At 61.4% G+C, this 21108-nt stretch carries 22 protein-coding genes and 1 tRNA gene; 14 read left to right on the forward strand and 9 right to left on the reverse strand.

Features of this window, described 5'->3' with window-relative positions:
- Positions 1–109: 109 nt before the first annotated feature.
- The 3 genes from V1283_RS07025 to V1283_RS07035 all read left to right on the forward strand — a co-directional run bounded on the left by V1283_RS07025 (position 110) and on the right by V1283_RS07035 (position 2626).
- A complete protein-coding gene (locus V1283_RS07025; RefSeq protein ID WP_334385702.1) occupies positions 110–1159 on the forward strand; it encodes an alpha/beta fold hydrolase in 1050 nt (349 codons plus the stop codon).
- Positions 1160–1479: 320 nt separating this feature from the next.
- A complete protein-coding gene (locus V1283_RS07030; RefSeq protein WP_334385703.1) occupies positions 1480–2193 on the forward strand; it encodes an outer membrane protein in 714 nt (237 codons plus the stop codon).
- A 193-nt stretch (positions 2194–2386) separates the two neighbouring features.
- Positions 2387–2626, forward strand: a complete 240-nt coding sequence (locus V1283_RS07035) for a hypothetical protein (RefSeq protein WP_334385704.1) — start codon at positions 2387–2389, stop codon at positions 2624–2626.
- A gap of 86 nt (positions 2627–2712) precedes the next feature.
- On the opposite strand, the gene V1283_RS07040 is transcribed toward V1283_RS07035, so the two are convergent.
- Entirely contained in the window at positions 2713–2967 is a 255-nt protein-coding gene (locus V1283_RS07040) for a hypothetical protein (protein ID WP_334385705.1), read from the reverse strand.
- A 409-nt stretch (positions 2968–3376) separates the two neighbouring features.
- Here V1283_RS07040 and V1283_RS07045 point away from each other — a divergent pair, with 409 nt between their 5' ends.
- The gene (locus tag V1283_RS07045) at positions 3377–3742 is read left to right on the forward strand and encodes a hypothetical protein (protein ID WP_334385707.1); all 366 of its coding nucleotides are present in this window, start codon (positions 3377–3379) and stop codon (positions 3740–3742) included.
- Positions 3739–4587: an alpha/beta fold hydrolase gene (locus V1283_RS07050; RefSeq protein ID WP_334385708.1), complete on the forward strand. Its 849-nt coding sequence runs from the start codon at positions 3739–3741 to the stop codon at positions 4585–4587. Before V1283_RS07045 ends, V1283_RS07050 begins: the two co-directional genes overlap by 4 nt.
- Before the next feature lie 102 nt (positions 4588–4689).
- Here V1283_RS07050 and V1283_RS07055 read toward each other — a convergent pair whose 3' ends face one another.
- Both V1283_RS07055 and V1283_RS07060 read right to left on the reverse strand, forming a co-directional pair.
- Positions 4690–5145 (reverse strand): hypothetical protein, encoded by a 456-nt coding sequence (locus V1283_RS07055; protein WP_334385709.1) that lies wholly within the window; start codon positions 5143–5145, stop codon positions 4690–4692.
- A 169-nt stretch (positions 5146–5314) separates the two neighbouring features.
- The gene (locus V1283_RS07060) at positions 5315–5530 is read right to left on the reverse strand and encodes a hypothetical protein (RefSeq protein WP_334385710.1); all 216 of its coding nucleotides are present in this window, start codon (positions 5528–5530) and stop codon (positions 5315–5317) included.
- Between the two features lie 354 nt (positions 5531–5884).
- On the opposite strand from V1283_RS07060, the gene V1283_RS07065 reads away from it, so the two are divergent.
- Positions 5885–6994 (forward strand): alpha/beta hydrolase family protein, encoded by a 1110-nt coding sequence (locus V1283_RS07065; RefSeq protein WP_334385711.1) that lies wholly within the window; start codon positions 5885–5887, stop codon positions 6992–6994.
- 15 nt (positions 6995–7009) lie between these two features.
- Here the strand turns inward: V1283_RS07065 and V1283_RS07070 are convergent, their stop codons facing one another.
- Entirely contained in the window at positions 7010–7612 is a 603-nt protein-coding gene (locus V1283_RS07070; RefSeq protein ID WP_334385712.1) for a MarR family winged helix-turn-helix transcriptional regulator, read from the reverse strand.
- A gap of 323 nt (positions 7613–7935) precedes the next feature.
- Between V1283_RS07070 and V1283_RS07075 the strand changes: the two genes are divergently transcribed.
- Positions 7936–9531 carry a porin gene (locus tag V1283_RS07075; RefSeq protein ID WP_334385713.1) on the forward strand — a complete coding sequence of 532 codons (1596 nt, stop codon included), beginning with the start codon at positions 7936–7938 and terminating at the stop codon, positions 9529–9531.
- A gap of 425 nt (positions 9532–9956) precedes the next feature.
- Here V1283_RS07075 and V1283_RS07080 read toward each other — a convergent pair.
- Both V1283_RS07080 and V1283_RS07085 read right to left on the reverse strand, forming a co-directional pair.
- Positions 9957–10031 (reverse strand) — tRNA-Thr (locus V1283_RS07080).
- A gap of 176 nt (positions 10032–10207) precedes the next feature.
- A complete protein-coding gene (locus V1283_RS07085) occupies positions 10208–10624 on the reverse strand; it encodes a hypothetical protein (protein ID WP_334385714.1) in 417 nt (138 codons plus the stop codon).
- Between the two features lie 191 nt (positions 10625–10815).
- Between V1283_RS07085 and V1283_RS07090 the strand changes: the two genes are divergently transcribed.
- The 7 genes from V1283_RS07090 (at position 10816) to V1283_RS07120 (ending at position 17273) form a co-directional block, all read left to right on the forward strand.
- Positions 10816–11535, forward strand: a complete 720-nt coding sequence (locus V1283_RS07090; protein WP_334385715.1) for a dienelactone hydrolase family protein — start codon at positions 10816–10818, stop codon at positions 11533–11535.
- Between the two features lie 155 nt (positions 11536–11690).
- Complete coding sequence (locus tag V1283_RS07095; protein WP_334385716.1) at positions 11691–12386, forward strand: urease accessory protein; 696 nt, start codon at positions 11691–11693, stop codon at positions 12384–12386.
- 61 nt (positions 12387–12447) lie between these two features.
- Entirely contained in the window at positions 12448–13422 is a 975-nt protein-coding gene (locus V1283_RS07100; protein WP_334385717.1) for a Bug family tripartite tricarboxylate transporter substrate binding protein, read from the forward strand.
- A 216-nt stretch (positions 13423–13638) separates the two neighbouring features.
- The gene (locus tag V1283_RS07105; protein WP_334385718.1) at positions 13639–14544 is read left to right on the forward strand and encodes an amino acid ABC transporter substrate-binding protein; all 906 of its coding nucleotides are present in this window, start codon (positions 13639–13641) and stop codon (positions 14542–14544) included.
- Positions 14545–15024: 480 nt separating this feature from the next.
- A complete protein-coding gene (locus V1283_RS07110; protein WP_334385719.1) occupies positions 15025–15537 on the forward strand; it encodes an Mpo1 family 2-hydroxy fatty acid dioxygenase in 513 nt (170 codons plus the stop codon).
- 33 nt (positions 15538–15570) lie between these two features.
- On the forward strand, positions 15571–16620 hold the full coding sequence (locus tag V1283_RS07115; protein ID WP_334385720.1) for an NAD-dependent epimerase/dehydratase family protein: 1050 nt from the start codon (positions 15571–15573) through the stop codon (positions 16618–16620).
- Between the two features lie 26 nt (positions 16621–16646).
- Positions 16647–17273, forward strand: coding sequence for a methyltransferase family protein (locus V1283_RS07120; protein ID WP_334385721.1), 627 nt, complete (start codon positions 16647–16649; stop codon positions 17271–17273).
- A 12-nt stretch (positions 17274–17285) separates the two neighbouring features.
- On the opposite strand, the gene V1283_RS07125 is transcribed toward V1283_RS07120, so the two are convergent.
- The 3 genes from V1283_RS07125 to V1283_RS07135 all read right to left on the reverse strand — a co-directional run bounded on the left by V1283_RS07125 (position 17286) and on the right by V1283_RS07135 (position 20955).
- Positions 17286–18224, reverse strand: coding sequence for an alpha/beta fold hydrolase (locus tag V1283_RS07125; protein WP_334385722.1), 939 nt, complete (start codon positions 18222–18224; stop codon positions 17286–17288).
- A gap of 144 nt (positions 18225–18368) precedes the next feature.
- Positions 18369–19124, reverse strand: a complete 756-nt coding sequence (locus V1283_RS07130) for a hypothetical protein (RefSeq protein WP_334385723.1) — start codon at positions 19122–19124, stop codon at positions 18369–18371.
- Between the two features lie 193 nt (positions 19125–19317).
- Positions 19318–20955: an alkaline phosphatase family protein gene (locus V1283_RS07135; protein WP_334385724.1), complete on the reverse strand. Its 1638-nt coding sequence runs from the start codon at positions 20953–20955 to the stop codon at positions 19318–19320.
- Positions 20956–21108 lie beyond the last annotated feature (153 nt).

Here is a 21108-nt window from a genome sequence, read left to right on the forward strand (position 1 = left end):
TCCACACGAGAGTGTGATGCCGCGTCGGCCGGAAGGGTTTGACATAAGGTAGCCTGTTATTTAGATCGTATGCGATCTAATCGTATCAGATGTAGCCGGAGTGCAATCCATGCCCCTGTCCACCAATCCTGACCGCCGCCGCTTCCTCGGCACCGCCGCCGTGACACTGGCGGCGGCGCCGTTCGCCATGAGCGGCGCGCTCTTTGCGCAGTCCGGCGACGCCAGGGTCGGCGCGGGCGCGATCAGGCCGGGCGCCCACACCTCGTTTGCCGCGCTGAAACAGGTCGAGGCCGGCGTTCTCAATGTCGGTTATGCCGAAGCCGGGCCCGCCGATGGTCCCGTCGTCATCCTCCTGCACGGCTGGCCCTACGACATCTATGCCTTCGTCGATGTAGCCCCGCTGCTGGCCTCAGCGGGCTTCCGGGTGATCGCGCCCTGGCTGCGCGGCTACGGCACGACGCGCTTCCTCTCGGTCGAAACCCCGCGTAACGGCCAGCAGGGCGCGCTCGCCACCGACGTCGTCGCCCTGATGGATGCGCTGAAGATCGACAAGGCGGTGGTCGCCGGCTTCGACTGGGGCGCCCGGACCGCCGACATCGTCGCGGCGATCTGGCCGGAGCGCGTCAAGGCGCTGGTCTCGGTCAGCGGCTATCTGATCGGCAGCCAGGAGGCCAATAGCAAGCCATTGCCGCCGACGGCCGAACTGCAATGGTGGTACCAGTATTACTTTGCGACCGAACGCGGCCGGCTGGGCTACGAAAAATACCGGCGCGAATTTTCAAAACTGATCTGGCAGCTCGCCTCGCCGAAGTGGAATTTCGATGACGCCACCTTCGAACGCAGCGCGGCGTCCTTCGACAACCCCGACCATGTCGCCATCGTGATCCACAACTATCGCTGGCGGCTTGGTCTCGCCCCGGGGGAGGCGAAATACGACGAACTGGAAAAGCGGCTGGCCAAATTACCCGCCATCACGGTGCCCACCGTCACCCTCGAAGGCGACGCCAACGGTGCTCCGCATCCGGACCCCAAGGTCTATGCCGGGAAGTTTTCCGGCAAATACGTTCACCGCCTGGTCACCGGGGGCATCGGACATAACCTGCCGCAAGAGGCGCCGCAGGCCTTTGCTAATGCGATCATCGAAGTGGCTCGCTCCTGAAGGGAGCTTGGCCGGCCGGCGGGCGAAGAGCCTGCCGGCGGGGGGGCCGTCTTCCGGGGGGCCTTGGACGGAACCGTGAACGAATTTGGATCACTTTTCGGCGAGGGTTGAACCTTGCCTTAGCCACCCCGGACATCAACTAAGCGGGAAACCACCTCCTTAACGGAGGAAAAAGTCTTACGTGCGAGGGAACTAAAGCGCTTTGTTGCTGTGCCGTCACAGTGGCGCGCCATCGGGTCGCGGGCACTTGCCGCAAAGCAACCTAAATGAAGTCACGTTGTTTGGATTGGTGTCTGCAACGTCCGTAACGGGGAATGATGATGAAGAAGATTTTGCTCGGCGCTGCCGCGCTGGCCGCCATGGCGGCTCCAGCTTTTGCGGCCGACATGCCGCCGCGGCCCTATACCAAGGCGCCGGCCTATACCGCGCCTCAGGTCGTCTATAACTGGACCGGATTTTATATCGGTGGCCATGTGGGCGGCGCCTTCGCAGGCAACAACTCCCTGCAGGGCAGCGACGCCCGCTTCCTTGGCGGCGTGCAGGGCGGCTTCGACTATCAGTTCGCGCCGAACTGGGTCATGGGTGCCGAAGCCCAGTACAGCTGGCTGCCCGCCAGCAATAATAATGGCGTGCTGTTTCCGGGCGGTACCCTCGTGACCTCCAACACCGACCAGATCGGCTCGGTGACCGGCCGGCTCGGCTACACTTGGGGCCCGGCGCTGCTGTACGCCAAGGGCGGTTACGCCTGGCGCGACGGCAACAATCTCGGGGTGTCGGTGGCCGGCGTGCCGGCGGCCTTCACCACCAACGGCAGCCACAAGGACGGCTACACCGTCGGCGGCGGCCTTGAATACATGTTCGCCCCGAACTGGTCGGCCAAGGCCGAATACCAGTATTACAACTTCGGCAACACCACCTTCACGGCAGGCCCTGCCGACATCGCCGGTCGCAGCTTCCGCAACGACGAACACACCGCCAAGGTCGGCGTGAACTACCGGTTTGGTTGGGGTGGGCCTGCTGCCTCCAGATATTGATACGGCGCTTCGTATCGAGACCCAAAAAGGCCGGCGTCACGCCGGCCTTTTTTTGATCGGATGCCGGCGCGGCTGCGCCTCGCGTGGCTTGCCGCGTGCACTTTGAGTGCGCCAAAAAAAATTTCGCGCTGCACGCAACTTTTCGTCATGATCCGCTATTATAAATTCCAGCCGGCTGGTTGGACATCAAAACATGCGTGCTTTTGCGTTAGGGCTGATCTTTTCCGCAGCGGCGTTTCCGTGCCTTGCTCAAACTGTCCTGAAATCCGAACCGCTTATTCTTGCTCCCTATGAAATCGCCCTCGTGCAGGATCCGTCGTGCGGGGCCGGCAAGGTGCGCAAGGTAACCGGCGCGATCAGGGGACTGCAGCGGCGCAAGGCCTGTGTCACTCTGGCTTCGGAACAGGCTTCGCTGGTCTCGGCGACGCCGTAAAACCGATTTTCTCCCTCGGATGTCGTCCCCGGCGAACGGGACCCATCTGGCGAGAGCCGTTGCTTGCCCGACCGGCCGCCGTCCCCTTACGACGCCAACTGCAATTCCGTCTGCGCTTCGCGCTCGGCCTCGGCCTTGTTGCGAGCGGGGTCTTCATACGGCTCGAGCTGGCACGGCTTGATCTCGTAGTCGTGGTCCAGCACCGGATGAGGGTGCTCTTTGTCGTCCTCGGAGACGACATCGACCACGAGGCCGCTCTTCTGGGCAATCTTCCAGACGTCGGCCGCGGTGGGATAGGCCTTGCTCAGCTTGGCATCGTTTGAGAACAGCGCGTAGGGCATTGTCGGCTCCGGCAAAAACGGTCAACGCGGAAGCGGGGCCCGGGTTTCAGGCTTGGCTGCCATGCCGCCATTCGACAGGCTGTTTCGGGAGCAAATTGGCTCGCTTCGGCCCATTTTTGTGGAGTCTCTGAGTCTTTAACGAGCCGTAAACGCCCGAAAAAAGAATCCCCGAGACTCGACCGCCAGAATCGCCGGATGTTTCCGGCCATGAGAACGAGCCTCCAGACCTCCTGCGAGCGTGTCCAACTCACGCTGACCGTCTGCCTCTTGGTCGCCTGCGCGGCCAACGTGGCACTGGTATGCGCCTGGCTTTAGCCCAGGCCGATTGACGCCCGCCTCATTCCGCTGAACATGACTGCCAAAGGGGAGAGCCGCGCGAGCGGCCGGCGGATCAAGGACGGGGCAGGAAATGATCGAAACGCTGCAGCAGCGGGTCAACGACGACGAGGGCCTGGTCCGGCGCGGCCGGTATCTAACGACCAGTTTCCTTCTGGAAGTTGGCGCAACGCCCTGGCTGATCTCCATCTTCGAGGGCCGTATCGTCTCGGTGACGGAAGGGCCGTTCGTGATGCCGTCTTCGTCCTTTGCGCTCCGTGCGTCCGAACAGGAATGGCAGAAATTCTGGAGCAGGCGGCCGCCACCGGGCTCGAATGACCTGATGGCGCTGATCAAGCGGCGCGCGCTGAAGGCCGAAGGCAATCTGCAGATATTCATGTCCCATCTGCGCTACTTCAAGGAAGCCCTTGCCAAGCTGCGCGAAGGAGCCGCCGCATGAGCGCGAGATTCGAGCCGATTACCGGCCGCTACATGCATCTCGATCTGTTCGGCCGGCCGCACCGGATCTATGTCGAGGAAGCCGGCGAGGGGTCACCGTTGCTGTGCCTGCACACCGCGGGCAGTGACGGGCGGCAGTATCGCGGCCTGATGAACGACACGCGTGTTACCCGAAACCACCGCGTGATCGCCTTCGATATGCCTTGGCACGGCAAATCCTCGCCGCCTGCCGGCTGGCATGAGGAGGAATATCAGCTCACCTCGGCGCAATATACGACCATGGTGCTGGAGATTTCGGCAGCGCTTGGCCTCGACAAACCGATCCTGATCGGCTGCTCGATCGGCGGCCGCATCGCGCTGCATCTGGCGCTCGAGCATCCGGAACGATTTCGCGCCATCATCGGCCTGCAGGCCGGTGCGCATGTCGATCCCTATTATGACCTCAACTTCCTCCACCGGGCGGACGTGCATGGCGGCGAAGTCTGCGGCGCCATCGTCTCAGGGCTGGTCGGCCCCGATGCGCCGGACAGGGAGCGCTGGGAAACGCTTTGGCATTACATGCAGGGCGGTCCCGGCGTCTTCAAGGGCGATCTCTATTTCTACAAGCTGGACGGCGACATCCGCGGTCGGGTCGCGCAGATCGACACAAGGCGCTGCCCGCTGTTTTTGCTGTCCGGCGAATACGACTATTCCTGCACGCCGGAGGAGACGCTGGCGGTGGCGAAAAGTATTCCCGGCTGCGAGGTCACCATCATGAAGGGGCTCGGCCACTTTCCGATGAGCGAAGACCCGCAGGCGTTTCTCACGCATCTGCTGCCGGTGCTGGAGAAGATCGCGGGGAATTAGGCTCGCTCAGAGCGTGGTCCGGACAAAATTGCGAAAACAACCCCAAGCAAAGTAGAATGGTCCTTGGTAGGCAGCGCTTGCGTCCGGGCAAGGGATGTCAGGCTATTTACCCAGCCGCGGCGGCAGTGCGCCTTCCTTCAAGGCGGCGTGGACCTTGGCCATGGTGGCCGTGCAGTAGGCCTCGCGCTCGCGGTTGAATCGCTCTTGATGGGCGCGGAAACTGGCGATCCGCGCTTTGATCTCGGACTGGAAATCCTCCCGCACGTCGGGACGGGCAAGGGGGACCGGCCTCGGTATCTCCCGTGCCGTTTCCCCGGACACTTCTACTGTCGGGACTTGAGCTTCGGTCGGCGCCCGAGCGGCAGGTGGCGTCTCAGCCAGCAGAGCGGAAATGTCGAAGAGGGCTGCGGTTGGACGGGTGGTTTCGGATGTCTCGACGGAGAGCGGGGCAACCGACGCGCCGACCATCGTCTCGGCTTCCGGCATCTTGCCGGTCACCGATTGGACAAACGCCATCGTTTGCGCGATCAGGAGATCGCGTTCCCTCATCCATTTCATGAAACACCTCGGCCCAAGTCACTCCATCAAACGGTTTTTGTGGAATCAAGCGGGTGGGGAGGGTGGCTGGGGATAACTGCCACGCTTTTGCGCGCGAGGTGACAAAACGGTGACAGTTCGTGACTGGCAACGTGCACATGGCGCGAGATCCGCGGCTCGTGGCGTGGCCTTAGCGTTCGCGGGGATTTGTGTTCGGGACAAATGGCGCGCCGACCACGCGTACCGGCGGCTGGTCGCTGACATAGATGATTCGCTTGTCGGGTGAGGGGGCCTGCTCGACGCGGCCGGTCGTCCGGTCGGCGAACGGCACCGGCTTGTTACCCAACAGCGTTGCGCCGCCCGCAATGGCTACGCTGAAAGACGCGACAACGGCCAGCAGGACCATGTTGCAATTTTCTTCGCGAATCCTCATGCGAGAAAAACGCGGAAGGGAAGGAGTGGTTCCAGCCAGCAAGGCGGGGGAGGCGGACATCCGCGACAGGCGGCTCCCCCTTGAATAAGACAGAAACGGATTCAGAACGTGACCGATTGAGGCGACATCGGCACATGCATTCGACGATGAGGGCATATGACGGTTTGATGTTCGAAACTACCTAGGGCTGCATCCGTCGCACCACGCAAAGGAGCCGTGGCGATGGCAGCTATGTCGGAATGCCAATGCAGCTCTCGCAAAGTTGTCCGCGAACGACATTGAATCTGTAGTAGACAGCTGACGTAATCAATTAAGCTGCGCCGGTAGATGACAATTCACTTTGATCCAGAAAGCCAGGTTCAATGGCTGGACACCGACGAGTTCTCGACCGAATTCCTGAGGCTGCTAGGGGCGGCTCAGGAAGGCGGCTCGATGGTTTCCGAATGCTACCTTGCCGCGAGTCGGATCGACTCGAATGATCGCGGAAATTCCTGGTATCGGGAATGGATCAGGATTGCCGACCTTAATCATGAGCGCGCCAACGCTGCCTTCGAGCGCGGTCATGTGTTGACCGCGCAAAGTAACTGGCTTCGGGCCATCAACTACTATCAGGCATCCACGTTCGCACTGGACGCTGCGGACAAGAAGCGGCAGGACGCGCTGAGCATCATGCGCGCCTGCACCCGCCGCTACATCGCGCATCTGACTCCGGCCGGCGAGGTGGTCGAGATTCCCTGGCTGGAAGGCCACGTGTTGGAAGGTTATTTCTTGCCGTCCTCGGCGGCTTCCGGCCGAGCGCCAGTCGTCGTATGCATGGGCGATCCCGGACATTGGAAGGAAGAGTATCTTTTCAAGGTGGCGCGTTATGCGCGCGAGCGAGGAATGTCTCTGCTGGCCGTGGATCTCCTCGGTGCCGGCGTCGGCGCCGAATTCGCGGAGGTGGTCGGCCGGCGCGATCTGGAAACGTCGGTCGGTTGCGTGAGGGATTACCTGACGACGCGGGACGATGTTGACGAACACCGGATAGCCATTCTTGGCGATGGGGCAGGGTCGTCCTTTGTGGCGCGCGGCGTCGCTCTCGACAATCGCTTCGCCGCCGTGGTCTGCGACGGCGGACTCTGGGATATGCACGAACGTGCCTTCTTGACGAACCGCCTCTGGCGGGATGGTGGGGGAAGCGCGGGAATTGGAGGAGGCTGGCCTGGGCCAAGATTCCATTGCCCGGTCCTGATCACGGTGGGCGGCCAGGGCTGGCTGGAAAGCAGCATTGTTACCGATCTGTTCGAACGGCTTAAGTCCTATCATCCCGATATTTCACTGAAGATTTTCGAAAGCTCGGAAACCGCCGCTGCGCAAGGCCACTATGACAACCCTACGCTGGCCAACGAGTTCATCTTCGACTGGCTTGCCGATCGCCTCGACCAGGTACCAGCCTGACACCGCCGCAAATAATCATATGTCCATCGCAACCTTGAGGCAGGCCTTCTCGAGGCGGATCTTCAGTGCCGCGAGTTTGCCGGTGAACTCGCTGAGTTCGCGGTCACTGAATTCGGCAAAGATGAAGTTGTTGAGCTCCTCCTGCTGGGAAGCCAGGGCTGCGATGTGCTTGTAGGTCTTGTCCGTCAATGACATCTGCACGACCCGGGCGTCGTCCCCTGAGGTCTTTCGGCGCATGAAGCCCTTCTTTTCGAGCATTTTCGATTGGGTCGTTACGAAGGATGGGTCAACATAGAGCATCTTTGACACCACCTTCACAGGCACGCCCTCTCCCTGATCCAGATCGGCCAACGCCATCAGGATCATCCATTGCGGGCCGCTGACGCCGAGGGCTTTTGCCCAGAAGTAACGAATCTCCTGGAGGTGCACGTTGATGGCGGCGATCTCCCAGGCGAATTGCCGGGCGATGTCGTGATTCTTCCCGCCGAGCTCATTCGGTCCTGCGCGCTTGGCGCGGCTCGACGAGTCCGATCCCTTGCGGGGTTCCTGTCCCATGACTCCCCCCAGATCCGAGTCTGCATCAAGCAGCTTAGCTGATTTAATAACAAATTCATCCAATTGGGGAGCGTTTAGGTCGCCGCCTGGATGCGATGTTGTGTATTCGGCGGTGTTGCCGCTTCGACACAGTTGGTCGGGATCGAGATAGCTGAGTTCATAAAGTATTTTGATTAAGTAAAATGCGCATGCATAGTTCCGAAGACGGTCAAGGGGGGTCCTTGATTGTTCCGTTTTGGTGGTTCGCTTAAGTCCCTCGCGTTCATGCGGGTGTGTCCGAAGGCGCGAAGCGACTAAGCGGTTTTCAAAAGGCGAGGGCGGACGTTCCTCTGGGGGAATAGTCACAGGTCCGCCCTTGTCCTGGCAGAGCAACTTGGAGGTTTAACATGAATATGATCAAGAGCCTTGTTCTCGGCTCAGCGGCGGGTCTCGTCGCCATGAGCGGAGCGCAGGCTGCCGATCTTCCCGTCAAGGCCAAAGCGGTCGAGTACGTCAGGATCTGCTCCCTGTATGGCGCGGGTTTCTTCTATATCCCGGGCACCGACACCTGCATCAAGCTGGGTGGTTATCTGCGCGTCGACACCACGTTCAACGGCGGCGTCTACGGCCAGCCGTTCTATTCAGGCGATCCGGGTCAGGGCAATCGCTACCGCGACTACTTCAACTCCCGTTCCCGTATGGCGCTGACGGTTGATACCCGCACCGCCACCGAATACGGCGTGGTCCGCACCTTCGGTCAGGCCGACTTCCAGTTCCAGAACTTCGGAAGCTCCAACCCCTCGCTCGCGGTCGGATCGCAGGCTGGCCTGAACAACGCACTGCTCTCCACCGCTGGCGGCGGCTATGTCGCGGTTGAAATGGTGTTCATCCAGTTCGCTGGTTTCACCTTCGGTAAGTCGGCCTCGGCCTACGCAACGCCCTGGAACGGTTATCCGGGCAACAACAACTCGTTCTTGATGGGCGGTGCCGACTACGTCACCGGCGTCAACAACATCCAGTACACCGCTCAGTTCGGCAACGGCGTGTCGGGCACCATCGGCCTCGATGATCCGACCGTGTTCAACCGCACCGCCGTGCTAAACTTGGGCGTGGCCGCCACAGTCGCAGGGTTTGCAGCGGGTTCTAGCCAAGCCACGGCCGCTGGTGCCAACGCTTACGGCGGCACGCATGCTCCCGACATCGTCGGCAACATCCGCGTCGACCAGGCTTGGGGTCTGTTCCAGATTTCAGGTATGGCGCACCTCGTGAACGCTTCCTACAACATCCTCGGCGCTGGCGGCGTTCCGACCGCGCTGTCGGAAATCGGCGGTCACCCCGAAGACAAGTGGGGTGGCGCGGTGATGGCTGCGTTGCAGATCAAGAACCTCCCGACCGGTGCGGGCGACGACTTCAAGATCGACGTCTCGTACTCCAAGGGTGATACCAAGGCCGTGATCTCCACGAGCGGTGGCTCGCCGAGCTTCGGGATGTTCGGTAGCACGGGCCGTGCGGGTGCGTATCAGAGCATTGGCTTTGGCCAAACGGCTGATGCGGTTTTCCTGCCCGGGTTTCTTACCGGCGGTGCTACCGGCGACCTCAAGCTAGTGGATGCATGGGGTGTCCGTGGTGCGTTCAACCACAATTGGGATCCCTACTGGTCGTCCAGCCTCTGGGGTAGCTACGCCTCGGTGCGCTTTGGTGGCAGCTCAACCGACATCCTCTCCGCCAAGGGTCAGTTCTGCGCGAGCTTCAACTTCAGCAAGGCCGTGTCTGCAGACTATAGCTGCAACCCGGACTACAACATTGCCCAGGTTGGTCTGACCACCCGCTGGACTCCCGTCAAGAACCTGACGTTCTCGGCTGAAGTCGGCGCGTTCTTCCTCGACCAGAAGTTCACCGGTGCGGCCACCTTGGCTCCGGCGGCTCCGAAGCCGACCACCGTGTACGAGTTCAAGGATCAAAGCACCGTCTTCCTGAACGTTCGCGCTCAGCGCAACTTCTGATCCCGATCGTCTGACACTTTGCAACAAAGGCCCCCAGCGGAAAACCGCTGGGGGTTAATTTTTGAATGCTTACCTTCGCAGGTCCGGTTTCAGAATTGATCGTGCACGATGGGTTGCGCGAGAAGGGGACAGGACCAGCACACAAAAGCTTGAAGACTTCAAAAAATCTAAAAATGTGATTTACTCATGTAATTACATAATCTAATGTGACCTCAAGGTAGCCGACCAATTTTCTTGGCCGCCTCTTTGGTCTCGAACGAGACGTAAACCTCCGAAACCTCCGGCAATGCCCTGCCGGAGGTTTTTGATTTTTGCGGCAAGATGTTTTCTGTCTTCCGGCGCTTGGCCCGCACGGCCGGTTCGAATGCCCAACACGCGAATCGCGGGGAAGATCGAGGAAAAGCCCTGTCCCGACGCTAAGGTCGTGGTGCCGGTTGAGAGGATTGAACTCCCGACCTTCGGTTTACAAAACCGCTGCTCTACCGCTGAGCTAAACCGGCGAATTGAGGCGATCGGCGAGGGGTGAAATAGCCCGCCACTTGGGTCCGATCTTCGGCGGGTCGAATATCAGACTTGGCCGCAAAGGGCCAGAACCTCAAGAACCGCTTTCACCGCTCTCGCATGGAAAAGGCGGCCTTTCCAGCCGCCTTTTTGGAAACTCGATTCGCAAGCCGCCTCACTGGCAGAGATGCCGCCGTCCGTCCTCGCCGCGGAACAAGGTGCCGGGGATGCAGACAAATCCGTTCTGTCGGGCATAGGCTTCGCTCCCGATCGGGGTGGTAGCGATGGCTGCAGCGCTGCCAACCGCGCCGCCGACAACGCCGGCCGCGACGTCGCCCGGCCAGAAGCCGCTGTTGTCGTCGGAGCGGTTATAGCTGCCCTGCCAGTTGCGATCCCGATAGGCCTGATCGCGATAGGCCTGACGCTGGTAACTGCCGGTGTAGGGGTTTCCCGGTCCCTTGTTCTGGCAATTGGCGTTTGGATAGAATTGTGCGCAATAGCCGGGATTGTAGATGACCTGCTGCGCCATTGCGGGGCTGGCGAGCGCGGACGCAAGAATCGCGGCGGCGATGAGAATTCCGGATTTTGTCATGGGGACGCTCCGTTGCTGATGGTGGTAGGTAAGCGCGCCTTCAGCCGATCGTTCCGGTGTTCGCATTCCGGTTGCGTCAAACCGGCGTGATACCGATCAACGGGAAAGCACGGCTTTGCGATTTCGGTTGTGCGGTCTGCAAACCGGTGTGAAGTTCCAGCTTCCTTTCATTTGAAGGATCAGGAAATTCGATGCGGGCGCGCGACATCGACTACCGCTGTGACGAGGCCAATCTGCGCGGCTATCTTGCAATGGACGAGAATGCTGCCGGGCCGCGACCGGGCGTCCTGGTGTTTCACGAAGGGCTCGGGCTCGGCGAATTCGCGATGGAGCGGGCGCGCCGGCTCGCCGGTCTTGGCTATGTCGCGCTGGCCGCCGACATGTTCGGCGATCGGCGGCAGGCGTCCAATCTGCAGGAAGTCGCAACCCTGGTCGGTGGGCTTCGCGCCGAGCCGGACAAGCTGCGTGCGCGAGGGCGCGTCGCGCTCGAAACGCTCGCCGCGCTGCCGCAGGTCGATGCCGGCAGGCTGGCGGCGATCGGGTTCTGCTTTGGCGGGTCTGTGGTGCTGGAGCTGGCGCGCGCGGGCGCTAATCTGAAGGCCGTCGTCAGCTTCCACGGCGTGCTGACGACCAAGTTGCCGGCGCAACCGGGACAGGTAAAGGCCAGCGTGCTGGTCTGCACCGGCGTCGACGATCCCCTGGCGCCGCCGGAACAGGTCGCTGATTTCGAGAGCGAGATGCGAATCGGCGGCGTGACGGACTGGCAAATCATCGCCTATGGCAACACGCTGCACGGTTTCACCAACCCGGCCGCCGACGGCTCGATGATGCGCGCCGCCTTGTACAACGAGCAGGCTGACCGCCGCTCCTGGGCGTCGATGAAAAGCCTGTTCGATGAAGTCTTGACCTGACAAAGTCTTCCGGCTGGTATTTCATGGCGTTTTCAAGCGAAGCATGCCCGCGGACTTGATCCGTGGGTGGATACCGGTTCGCGTGAAGGAAACGCGTCAAAGACCAAATCGGAAGTTCAACTTGAACTTCAACGGATACTGCGGGTAGGGGGCGTATGTTCGGAATTCTGGGGCTGGGGTTTTTGCTGGGCATGCAGCATGCGCTCGAGGCCGATCATATCGCCGCCGTCTCCAGCATCGCCGCGCGCCGCAGCCATGTGTCCGATATCGTCAATCACGGCCTGACCTGGGGGCTTGGCCACACGCTCACCTTGTTCACCTTTGCCGGCGCCGCCATCCTGCTCGGTCGCGCGATTCCCGAAACCATTGCCCGGCCGATCGAGACCGCCGTCGGTGTCATGCTGATCGGGCTCGGGGCGCATGTGCTGTGGCGGCTGTGGCGCGACCGCGTGCATTTCCACCAGCACGGCCATGGCGACGGCACGGTGCATTTCCATGCCCACAGCCATGCCGGCGAAACCAGCCCGCATGCGCGGGCGGCGCATGCGCATGCCCATGGCTTCCGTTGGTGCACGCTGCTGGTCGGCCTGATGCACGGCATGGCGGGCTCGACCGCGCTTTTAGTGCTGACGGTCACACAGGCCTCCAGTCCCGTCGTGGGCCTCGGATATGTCGCGCTGTTCGGCGCCGGCTCGATGATCGGCATGGGCGCGCTGTCGACGGTGATCGCGGTGCCGCTCGCGGTTTCGGCCCGCTGGCTCACCTGGGCCAATCGCGGCTTGCAGGGTGCGGTGGGCCTTGTCACCGTCGCGATCGGTGTCATGACCGTGGTCGAGACGGTGCTGGCCTGACACGGGGGCGCCTCAGCGCTGCGGGCTGATCAACAATCATATTGGGTTCGGAGAGGATGAGATGAAACGCCGAGATTTTCTGGCCGGAAGCGCCGCAACTGCATTGGCCGCGATGACGGGCAAGGCCTTCGCGCAAGCGGGGCCGCTGACGAAAATCGTCTTTCCCTTTGCGGCCGGCGGCGGCGGCGACGCGCTGTGCCGCTTGCTGGCGCAGCACATCGGCCCATTGCTCGACCGCAACGTCATCGTCGAGAACCGCACCGGCGGCGACGGGCTGATCGGCATCAAGGCGGTGAAGGGGGCCAATCCCGACGGCACCACCATTCTCGTCACCACGGGACCGACGATGTATCTGCTGCCGATGGTCGAGACGACACCGAGTTTCGACGCGGCAAAGGATTTCGTTCCGGTCAGCCAGCTCGCGCGCTTCGAGTTCTGCGTCTTCGTCGGCACGGCCGTCCCGGCCGAGGTCAAGGACTTCAAGCAATTCGTCGCCTGGCTGAAAGCCAATCCGGACCAGGCCACGTTCGGCGTGCCCAGCAATGGCACCATTCCGCATTTTAGCGGATCGCGGCTCGAGCAGGCGCTGGGCATCAAGCTGACGCGCGTGGCGTATCGCGGCAGCGCGCCGATCATCAACGATCTTGTCGGCGGCCATATGCCGTTTGCGATTTCCACGTTGACCGATGCCATCCCGCAGCATCGCGCCGGCAACATCCGGATTCTCGCGGTCGGCAGCGAGACGCGCTCGCCGTTCCTGCCCGATGCCCCGACCTTGAAAGAGAGCGGCGTCGATCTGGTGGCGGATGCCTGGTACGGCATGTGGCTGCCGGCGGGCGCGTCATCCGATTTCGCGAAGAAATTGAGCGGGGCGGCCGCCACCGTGCTCGCCAAGCCCGAGGTCAAGGAGAAGTTGTTGGCGATCGGCCTGATCCCGGTCGGCTCGACGCCCGAAGGCCTGACGCAGGAGCTCGCCGCCAACACCGCCTTCTGGCAGCCGATCGTGAAGGCGACGGGATACAAGATCACGAATTGAGGATCTTGAACCCTGACGAGCGCCAACGGGTCGCGCGAACGCGCGCCCGGTGACCGGCTCCGCGGCGTCAGCAATGCAACTTTGATATAGCCGGTTTTCACAGCCGCTAATTCGGCAAAGCCTGCTGATCAACTACGGTAGCCCGCGATTGATTGGCACGACGGCCATCCATTCGGTCGCTGCAAACCCATTCACTATCCGATGAGGTCCACCGTGATGCGCCTGCCATTGACCATCCTTGCCGTTGCCCTGATCGCCATCCCCGCGCGCGCGAGCGAGCTGACCGGGACGCTCCAGAAGATCAAGGAGACCAACAAGATCATCCTCGGCTTCCAGGAAGCCTCGGTGCCCTTCAGCTATCTCGACGGGAACCAGAAAGCGATCGGATATGCCGTCGATATCTGCATGAGGATCGTCGACGCGGTGAAGCGTGAAATCAACGTCTCCAATGTTGCCGTCGAAACGCTTCCGGTCACTTCGTCCAATCGCATCCCACTCATGATGAATGGGACGGTTGATCTCGTATGCTCTTCCACGACCAACAATGTGGACCGGCAGCGGCAGGTGGCGTTCACGAACTCACATTTTCTGTCGGCCACCCGGTTTGCCACGCGAAAATCCGACAAGATCATCACGATCGATGATCTGAAAGGCAAACCTGTTGTTGCGATATCGGGCTCGACCAACATGGTGCAGCTCAATCAGGCCAATGCCGCACGCAATCTCGGCATCACGCCGCTGGCCGCAAAGGATCAGGCGGAAGCGTTTCTCATGCTGGAGACTGGCCGCGCTGCTGCCTACGTCCTCGACGACGTGCAGCTCGCCGTCGCAATCGCAAGATCGAAGGATCCGTCTGCCTACAGGATTAGCGAGGAAGCTTTGTCCAAGGCTGAACCCTACGGGATCATGCTGCGCAAGGACGATGCACCGTTCAAGGCCGTGGCCGACCGTGCGACGGCGGAGCTTTATCGGGGGCCAGATATCGAAGTGATTTACCGGAAGTGGTTCGAAGCGCCGGTCCCGCCCAACGGCCTCAATTTCAATACGCCCATGTCAGCGGTTCTGCGCAACGCTTTTGCGCATCCCTCCGACAGCGCGGATCCCGCAAGCTACGAGCGCTGAAGGGATCGGCCCGAGGGCAAGGCTCTAGGAAGGCCGGATGTTCGATGAGGTGTTTCCGGGTTTGTGTGATGGCGCGGGTCGTCTGAGGCTTCATTCCGATCTTCTGCCTGATCGCGGAGTTTGGGCCGTCAGCCTCATTCTGGTCGGAGCGATTGTGCTGGTGCTTGGGATCGCGGGGTAAACCGTGTACTCACGAGACGAGGTAAACGGCAACCCTGCGGGGAAAACTGTCGCAACGCATGGCGGTTCCCGAGGTCCCTGTACCATGCTAGTCGCCTGAATTACTGCATGATTTGTCAACACTGGCAGTTCCTTCGCGCGCCCGAGGGCGGCCAAACTGTGGCGAATCCGCGCTTTGACTTGCTGATGATTCCCAAGTTTAACTACCATTGTGTCTCTTATGGCATCGAAGCAGGTGCGCCGGGTTTTGGTTGACCCGTCTGGCCGCGTCCTGCCAACAGAACGGGGATAAGCACCCGCATGAGTTCATATTTTCGGCGGCAGCTTGCGGATTACGTTGAGTACCATCGTGACCCCTGGAATTGCGCGATGCATGTCTTCGGCATCGTGTTCTTGTTCCTGGCCGCTGTTCTTCCGCTCAGCCTGTGGTCCGTCACCATATTCGAGTTCCAGACCAGCGCGGCGGTCATCGCTGTCGTACCGGTGCTCATCTACTGGTTTCTGCTCGACTTCGCGCTCGGAACCGCGATCCTTGGGGCCGCCATCGTGTTGCTCTCAGTCGCTGCCATGATCGTCAGTCATGCGACCACTGCCGGCATGTGGTCACTCACGGCCATCCTGATCGTCATTGGGGTCGCATCGCAGATTGTTGGGCACCGCGTGTTCGAGCAACGGCAGCCTGCGCTGGTCGACAATCCGACCCACCTGTTGCTCGGACCAATGTTTGTCATGGCGAAGTTGTTTATTGCGCTGGGCTTTCGGCGCGATCTCGCCATCATCATCCAGGGGCATCCGCAAGGTGCTCCATCGTGATCTCAAATAGTTCAGCTTGAGTCCATCGGCAGCATGACGCGCATACTGGTCACAGGCGGCAGTGGGTTCATCGGAAAGCACCTCGTCTCCGCGTTGAAAGCGCGAGGTGGGCAGGTGAGGGTTCTCGATCTTCAGCCACCGCCCCGCGCCTTGCCGCAGGTTCAGTATGTCAGGGGATCGGTACTTGATCGCGACCTGGTGGACCAGGCAATGGACGGAGTCCAGGAGGTCTACCACCTGGCCGGCTTGCCGGGGATGTGGCTGCCGCGGAAAGATGATTTCCACACCGTCAATTACGGCGGCACCGAGATCGTCATTGGGACAGCGCGCAAGCGCGGCATAAAGCGCTTCCTGCACTGCTCGACGGAATCCATTCTGTTCCGTGCATCGCCGTCGATGGTTCCTGTCGCTGACGATGCGTTGCTGCCGGACGACATGCCGGGTCCATATACGCGCTCGAAAATGCTCGCCGACCGGTTCGCCATGCAGGCGGCCGCATCCGGATATCCGGTGGTTATCGGCTGTCCGACCATGCCCGTCGGGCCTTATGACCACAACGTGACCCCTCCGACGGCGATGCTCCGGTATTTTCTCGGCCGACGCCTTCAATTGCATCTTGATTTTGTCGTGAACCTCGTCGATGTGCGTGACGCCGCCGAAGGGCTGATCCTCGCCATGGAGCGCGGACAGGCCGGACATCGTTACGTTCTCGGCGGCGAAAGCATGCCGCTAAGACAGGTTCTCGCACTCATGGCTGATGTCAGCGGCCGCCGCGTCCGGCGTATTCACGTGAACGGCAAGGTCGCCGAAATGGTCACTGCGACGCTGGAGTTCATCGCCGATCACGTGACGCGCCGGCCTCCGTCCGGTACGGCCGAAGGCGTTCGTATCGCATTGCGTGCAGGGGCCTTGTCGATCGAAAAGGCGCAACGCGAGCTGGGCTATGCGCCAGGCCCCGTCGAACCTGTGTTGCGGGAAACCATTGCGCATCTGCTTGATGCCGGCCACAATCAAACTGAATGGGGCTCAACGCCGAGTACTCGCCCTCGACCGTCTCACGTCGAGCGCCGGTTTGGCGGCTGATCCAATCGCTTAATACGGTTCTCGACATGCTGAACGATCTTGGCCAATGGTTGGCTTTCGCCTTGAGTGGCTGGACCACTACCTGGCCCACACAGTTGCTCGCGACCATCTGGATTTTGTGGGTCATCAGTTGGGTCGTAGCATCGTTCTGGTCCGGCCAAACCAAGAAGCACGTGATGACCTGGGAGTCGCTCAAGTACCGCTTCCCGATTCTCGTGGGGGCCGTTCTTTTCTTGCCGTTGACCGGCAGGATCCTCGGGGAAAAGCCGCTCTGGCAGTTTGGCAACCTTGGCGTCTACGTGCTGGCATGTCTTGTCCTTGCGGGGATCTCGTTCACGTGGTGGGGGAGAATTCATCTCGGACGTTTCTGGTCGAACGCGATCACGCACAAGGAAGGCCACCAGGTCATTGACACCGGCCCCTACGGGATGGTGCGCCACCCGATCTATACGGGGCTTATCGCGGGGATGTTGGTGACGGGTATCGCGGTCGGAACCGTGACCGCGATGCTGGGCGCGGTGCTGATCTCGCTCGGGATGGGGTTGAAGGCCCGCATGGAGGAAGGCTTCCTCACGGCTGAACTCGGTGCGGATGCCTATGGATCGTATTGCCGTCGCGTTCCGATGCTGATTCCGTTCCTGCCGCCGACCTGACGCCGCTGCAAGCTACGGTTTCGGGCGCGACGCCACAGATGTTGCAACAGGTGGCGTAAGACGGCGCGGAACCAAAACGCGCTGACCTTGTGACAGCGGTGCACTCTCTGAATACTGATTGACCTGGGTAAGTGACCACAGCGGTACATGGTTGAGTGCCGCAAGCCGCTGCAAGGTATCGCCCGAACGGGCGAATTGCGGCGTGCCGCTGTCCCATAGCTCAAGCGGAGCATCGGAAGGAACGACGTAGCGCAACGGCAGCGCCTCGCCCTTGGCCGGCAAAGGCGTCGTCGCAAGTTGCGCAATTGCCGTCACCAATTGCTCGTGGATGGAATCCATCTTGTCGATGTTGATGTGGCTGACTTCCTCGTGCTGCTTCAAATCGAAGCTCGCGTAGTGACCCTGGTAACCCGGCTCTGCCATCACATCGCCGCCACCCAATACGCTGTCGGACAGGAAAATGTTGATGTAACGTTCGACGTTCAGCGGCACTTTCGGGCTTGCGTGGGCCGGATCGATGGTGACCACCAGGCTTACCGAGATGTTTTCGGACTTCAGTATCCCGGCGAACGTCAGGGCACACAGTCCGCCCATCGAATGCCCGATCAGGACGATCGGAGCGGGATTGTCACGGAATTCGCGGATAGCCTGATCCGCGATCAGCCGGCAAATGGTGAATTCGTAGACGTCCGCCCGGATGCCGGCGTCTTCGAGGCGCTTGGTCAGGTGGTCCATCCCGCGCGAAAAGATCGGACCGAGCGCGCCACGGAACAGGTAGACGCGCGCCTGCGGCTGGGTCGCGGCTGGCGGCGTGTCGGGAGCGACCGTCGCGACAGCGTTGGTCGTGCGTGCGACCGGGCCGGCGATCGCCAGATTGCAAACGGCCGACCAGATGCAGACGGAAAGGGCTGCACGGATCACCGCGGCCGCAACCTGCGTCGGACGTCTCATGTACATTTCCGCTCGCGATTTAGGCGCAAAGATACGCCAGACCCAAATGCCAGCGGGCGATGCCATCCGCCGCTCTGCGGGTGATCTATCGTCGAGGAATCGGCAGAATTTGCGGCATTCGTCGTTTCTGTGACGGCGTTCGGACTACTCGCGTACCGCCGCGGCCCTCGCCGGGCCTGATCTCACCGCGTCCGCCGCTCCAGGCTGACGTGGCCTCTGCGCCCCCGAAGATGGTGCAGATCGGCCAAATACGACGGCGTCGATCTCGCCGATCACCTTGCGCTGCATGATCTGGTTCTTTTCGATGGACATGTGCCCGACGCCAGGCACGTTCTGCACATTGATATTCTCGAGCTTGCCCTGGAATTGCGCGGTCTTCGCGACCGGCTCGCCGTTGCCGTTGGCGATGTAGAAGTTTACGTAGCGTCCCACGCGCCCCGAGAGCCTGGTGCGAAACACCGAATCCAGGCCGATTGCCAGCTTCACGGGAGCGCCAAGCTGATCCAGCTTGGCGACCATGTCGGGCAGGGCGGTCGCTCCAGAGGAATGCCCGACCAGAATGATCGTCTTGATCCTGCCGCTCCTGTAGCCCACGGCGGCTTCGTCGGCGAGCGACGACCATGAAGCGAAGTTTGCGACCGTAACCGGGATGCCCTGCGCCCGCAGCTGTGCCGCTATGTCATCGAGTCCCAGAGAAAAGATATTGAGCACGCCGCGGAGCAGGTAGACATGAGCGGTCGAGGCTGCCGACGCGGAATTCGGCGCCGCCAGCGCCGAACTTGCGCCAATCGGCAGCAGAAGCAACGCCGCCATCGCTATCGCATACAGTCGAGGCAATGACGCCCGGCCGAGAAAGGATAACCAGCCGACAGATCCGATATCGCCGCGATATGGCTTCATTGCGCTCCTCGAAGGGCTGCGAAGGTGTTTCGCCGGGCGACCGTAGCGTCCGCGCGCTCGGAACTGCAATAAACGTGGCGTGAGCGGTCGCAATTTACCAGCACGACGTGTCTCCGCCGCAACACCGGAACTCCTCGATGGTTTTCGCTGAATGCCAGGGCAGAACAGGGTTGGCGCGTGTGGGGGTCGGCGCCTAAGGCTTCATCCCGATCTTCTCCCTGATCGCCCCGAGCTCGGCCTCATCCCAGATGCCGATCAGCACGCCGTTCTTCACCTGCAATTGCTGGGCTGCATACGCCGCGATCTTCGCGTTCGGCGTTGTGATGTGCATCTTCGGATGCAGCGCCCAGTCGAACAGTTCCGATTGCAGCCGCGCCACGATATCGGCGCAGGCGGGGTCGGCGCCGCGATCGACAAATTCCTGCGGATCGCTCTCGAGATCATAGAGCATCGGCCGGAAGCCGGAGGCATGGATGTATTTCCAGCGCCCGTCGAACACCATGAACAGCCGGCAGCGCTCGATCGGCTGGTTCAGCATCACGCGGACGTCCTGCATGGCGTAGTCGTATTCGGAGAACACCACCTTTCGCCAGTCCGCAGGCTGGTCACCGTGCAAGAGCGGCAGCAGCGAACGTCCTTCCAGAATGTGGTCGGGTGGATTGCTGCCGAAATAGTCGATGAAGGTCGGCGCCAGGTCGATCGCCTCGACCAGCGCGTCGCTCACCGTGCCGCGCGTGCCGTCGGCGGCCGCCGACGGGTCGATCACGATCAGCGGGATTTTGGCCGACTGTTCGTGGAAAAGATCCTTCTCGCCCATCCAGTGATCGCCGAGATAGTCGCCATGGTCCGACGTGAACACGATCATGGTGCTGTCGAGCAGGCCGCGCGCTTCGAGAAAGCGCATCAACACGCCCATCTGGTCGTCGATCTGCTTGATCAGGCCCATATAGGTCGGGATGACTTTTTCGCGGGCTTCGTTGCGCGACATGTTGCGGGAATAGCGCATGTCCATATAGGCGGCGAATACCGGATGCGCGTTGGCGCGTTCCTCCTGCGAGCGGATCACGGGCTGCACGTCCTGCGGTCCGTACATGCTGGCGTAGGGCTCCGGCGCGATATAGGGCCAGTGCGGCTTGATGTAGGACAGATGCAGGCACCATGGCCGCCCATCGTCCTGGGCCTCCGCAATGAACTCCATCGCGCGCCGCGTCATGTAGGGCGTCTCGGAATGCTCGTCCGGTACGCGCGCAGCCTTGTCGGCATGCACCAGCAGCCAGCCGTTCTGCAGGGTCCCGTCCTCGGCCGCGCCGGAATTGGCCCAGTGTTCCCAGGGATTGGGCGCGTCATAGCCATGCTGGCGCAGATAATTGTCGTAGGCCGGGCGCGGCCGTCCCGTCGGATGCAGGCCGTCGTCGCGCTCGTAGGGCTCGAACCCGCATTCCGACGCATGCACGCCGATGATCGAGTCCGGTGGAATGCCGAGACTCTTCAGGCCCTCAAGATCGGGCGCCATATGCGTCTTGCCGACCAGCACGCTGCGGACGCCGATCTTCTTCAAGTGATCGCCGAGCGTTGGTTCGCCAATGCGCAGCGGCCAGCCGTTCCAGTGCGAGCCGTGCGAGCGCATGTAGCGGCCGGTATAGAACGACATCCGCGACGGGCCGCAGATCGGCGACTGCACATAGGCGTTGGAAAACAGCACGCCGCGCCTGGCCATCGCATCGATGTTCGGCGTCTTCAGAACTGGATGCCCGGTGCAGCCGAGATAGTCGTAGCGAAGCTGGTCGCACATGATCCAGAGCACATTCTTCGCAGGCGTTTTGGTCGTCATTTCAGGCATTTCGGCTGGAGTTCAGAGAGAGCGGAAGAGGGCGGGATGGTGCGATATTGCCGCGCAAATGACAATCGAGCGGGTAGCGGGGCTTCCGGGGTCGGCCTTCCGATCCCCAGGCGTTAACGTTTGGATAGCGACTTTTCTCGCAAT

It is taken from the genome of Bradyrhizobium sp. AZCC 2262, assembly GCF_036924535.1.
Classification (GTDB): Bacteria; Pseudomonadota; Alphaproteobacteria; order Rhizobiales; family Xanthobacteraceae; genus Bradyrhizobium.

What these genes read in the sequence shown, in the direction of transcription:
- V1283_RS07025 (WP_334385702.1), top strand. Translation starts at nt 110, where the DNA reads ATGCCCCTGTCCACCAATCCTGACCGCCGCCGCTTCCTCGGCACCGCC.
- V1283_RS07030 (WP_334385703.1), top strand. Translation starts at nt 1,480, where the DNA reads ATGAAGAAGATTTTGCTCGGCGCTGCCGCGCTGGCCGCCATGGCGGCT.
- V1283_RS07035 (WP_334385704.1), top strand. Translation starts at nt 2,387, where the DNA reads ATGCGTGCTTTTGCGTTAGGGCTGATCTTTTCCGCAGCGGCGTTTCCG.
- V1283_RS07040 (WP_334385705.1), bottom strand. Translation starts at nt 2,967, where the DNA reads ATGCCCTACGCGCTGTTCTCAAACGATGCCAAGCTGAGCAAGGCCTAT.
- V1283_RS07045 (WP_334385707.1), top strand. Translation starts at nt 3,377, where the DNA reads ATGATCGAAACGCTGCAGCAGCGGGTCAACGACGACGAGGGCCTGGTC.
- V1283_RS07050 (WP_334385708.1), top strand. Translation starts at nt 3,739, where the DNA reads ATGAGCGCGAGATTCGAGCCGATTACCGGCCGCTACATGCATCTCGAT.
- V1283_RS07055 (WP_334385709.1), bottom strand. Translation starts at nt 5,145, where the DNA reads ATGAAATGGATGAGGGAACGCGATCTCCTGATCGCGCAAACGATGGCG.
- V1283_RS07060 (WP_334385710.1), bottom strand. Translation starts at nt 5,530, where the DNA reads ATGGTCCTGCTGGCCGTTGTCGCGTCTTTCAGCGTAGCCATTGCGGGC.
- V1283_RS07065 (WP_334385711.1), top strand. Translation starts at nt 5,885, where the DNA reads ATGACAATTCACTTTGATCCAGAAAGCCAGGTTCAATGGCTGGACACC.
- V1283_RS07075 (WP_334385713.1), top strand. Translation starts at nt 7,936, where the DNA reads ATGAATATGATCAAGAGCCTTGTTCTCGGCTCAGCGGCGGGTCTCGTC.
- V1283_RS07085 (WP_334385714.1), bottom strand. Translation starts at nt 10,624, where the DNA reads ATGACAAAATCCGGAATTCTCATCGCCGCCGCGATTCTTGCGTCCGCG.
- V1283_RS07090 (WP_334385715.1), top strand. Translation starts at nt 10,816, where the DNA reads ATGCGGGCGCGCGACATCGACTACCGCTGTGACGAGGCCAATCTGCGC.
- V1283_RS07095 (WP_334385716.1), top strand. Translation starts at nt 11,691, where the DNA reads ATGTTCGGAATTCTGGGGCTGGGGTTTTTGCTGGGCATGCAGCATGCG.
- V1283_RS07100 (WP_334385717.1), top strand. Translation starts at nt 12,448, where the DNA reads ATGAAACGCCGAGATTTTCTGGCCGGAAGCGCCGCAACTGCATTGGCC.
- V1283_RS07105 (WP_334385718.1), top strand. Translation starts at nt 13,639, where the DNA reads ATGCGCCTGCCATTGACCATCCTTGCCGTTGCCCTGATCGCCATCCCC.
- V1283_RS07110 (WP_334385719.1), top strand. Translation starts at nt 15,025, where the DNA reads ATGAGTTCATATTTTCGGCGGCAGCTTGCGGATTACGTTGAGTACCAT.
- V1283_RS07115 (WP_334385720.1), top strand. Translation starts at nt 15,571, where the DNA reads ATGACGCGCATACTGGTCACAGGCGGCAGTGGGTTCATCGGAAAGCAC.
- V1283_RS07120 (WP_334385721.1), top strand. Translation starts at nt 16,647, where the DNA reads ATGCTGAACGATCTTGGCCAATGGTTGGCTTTCGCCTTGAGTGGCTGG.
- V1283_RS07125 (WP_334385722.1), bottom strand. Translation starts at nt 18,224, where the DNA reads ATGAGACGTCCGACGCAGGTTGCGGCCGCGGTGATCCGTGCAGCCCTT.
- V1283_RS07130 (WP_334385723.1), bottom strand. Translation starts at nt 19,124, where the DNA reads ATGAAGCCATATCGCGGCGATATCGGATCTGTCGGCTGGTTATCCTTT.
- V1283_RS07135 (WP_334385724.1), bottom strand. Translation starts at nt 20,955, where the DNA reads ATGACGACCAAAACGCCTGCGAAGAATGTGCTCTGGATCATGTGCGAC.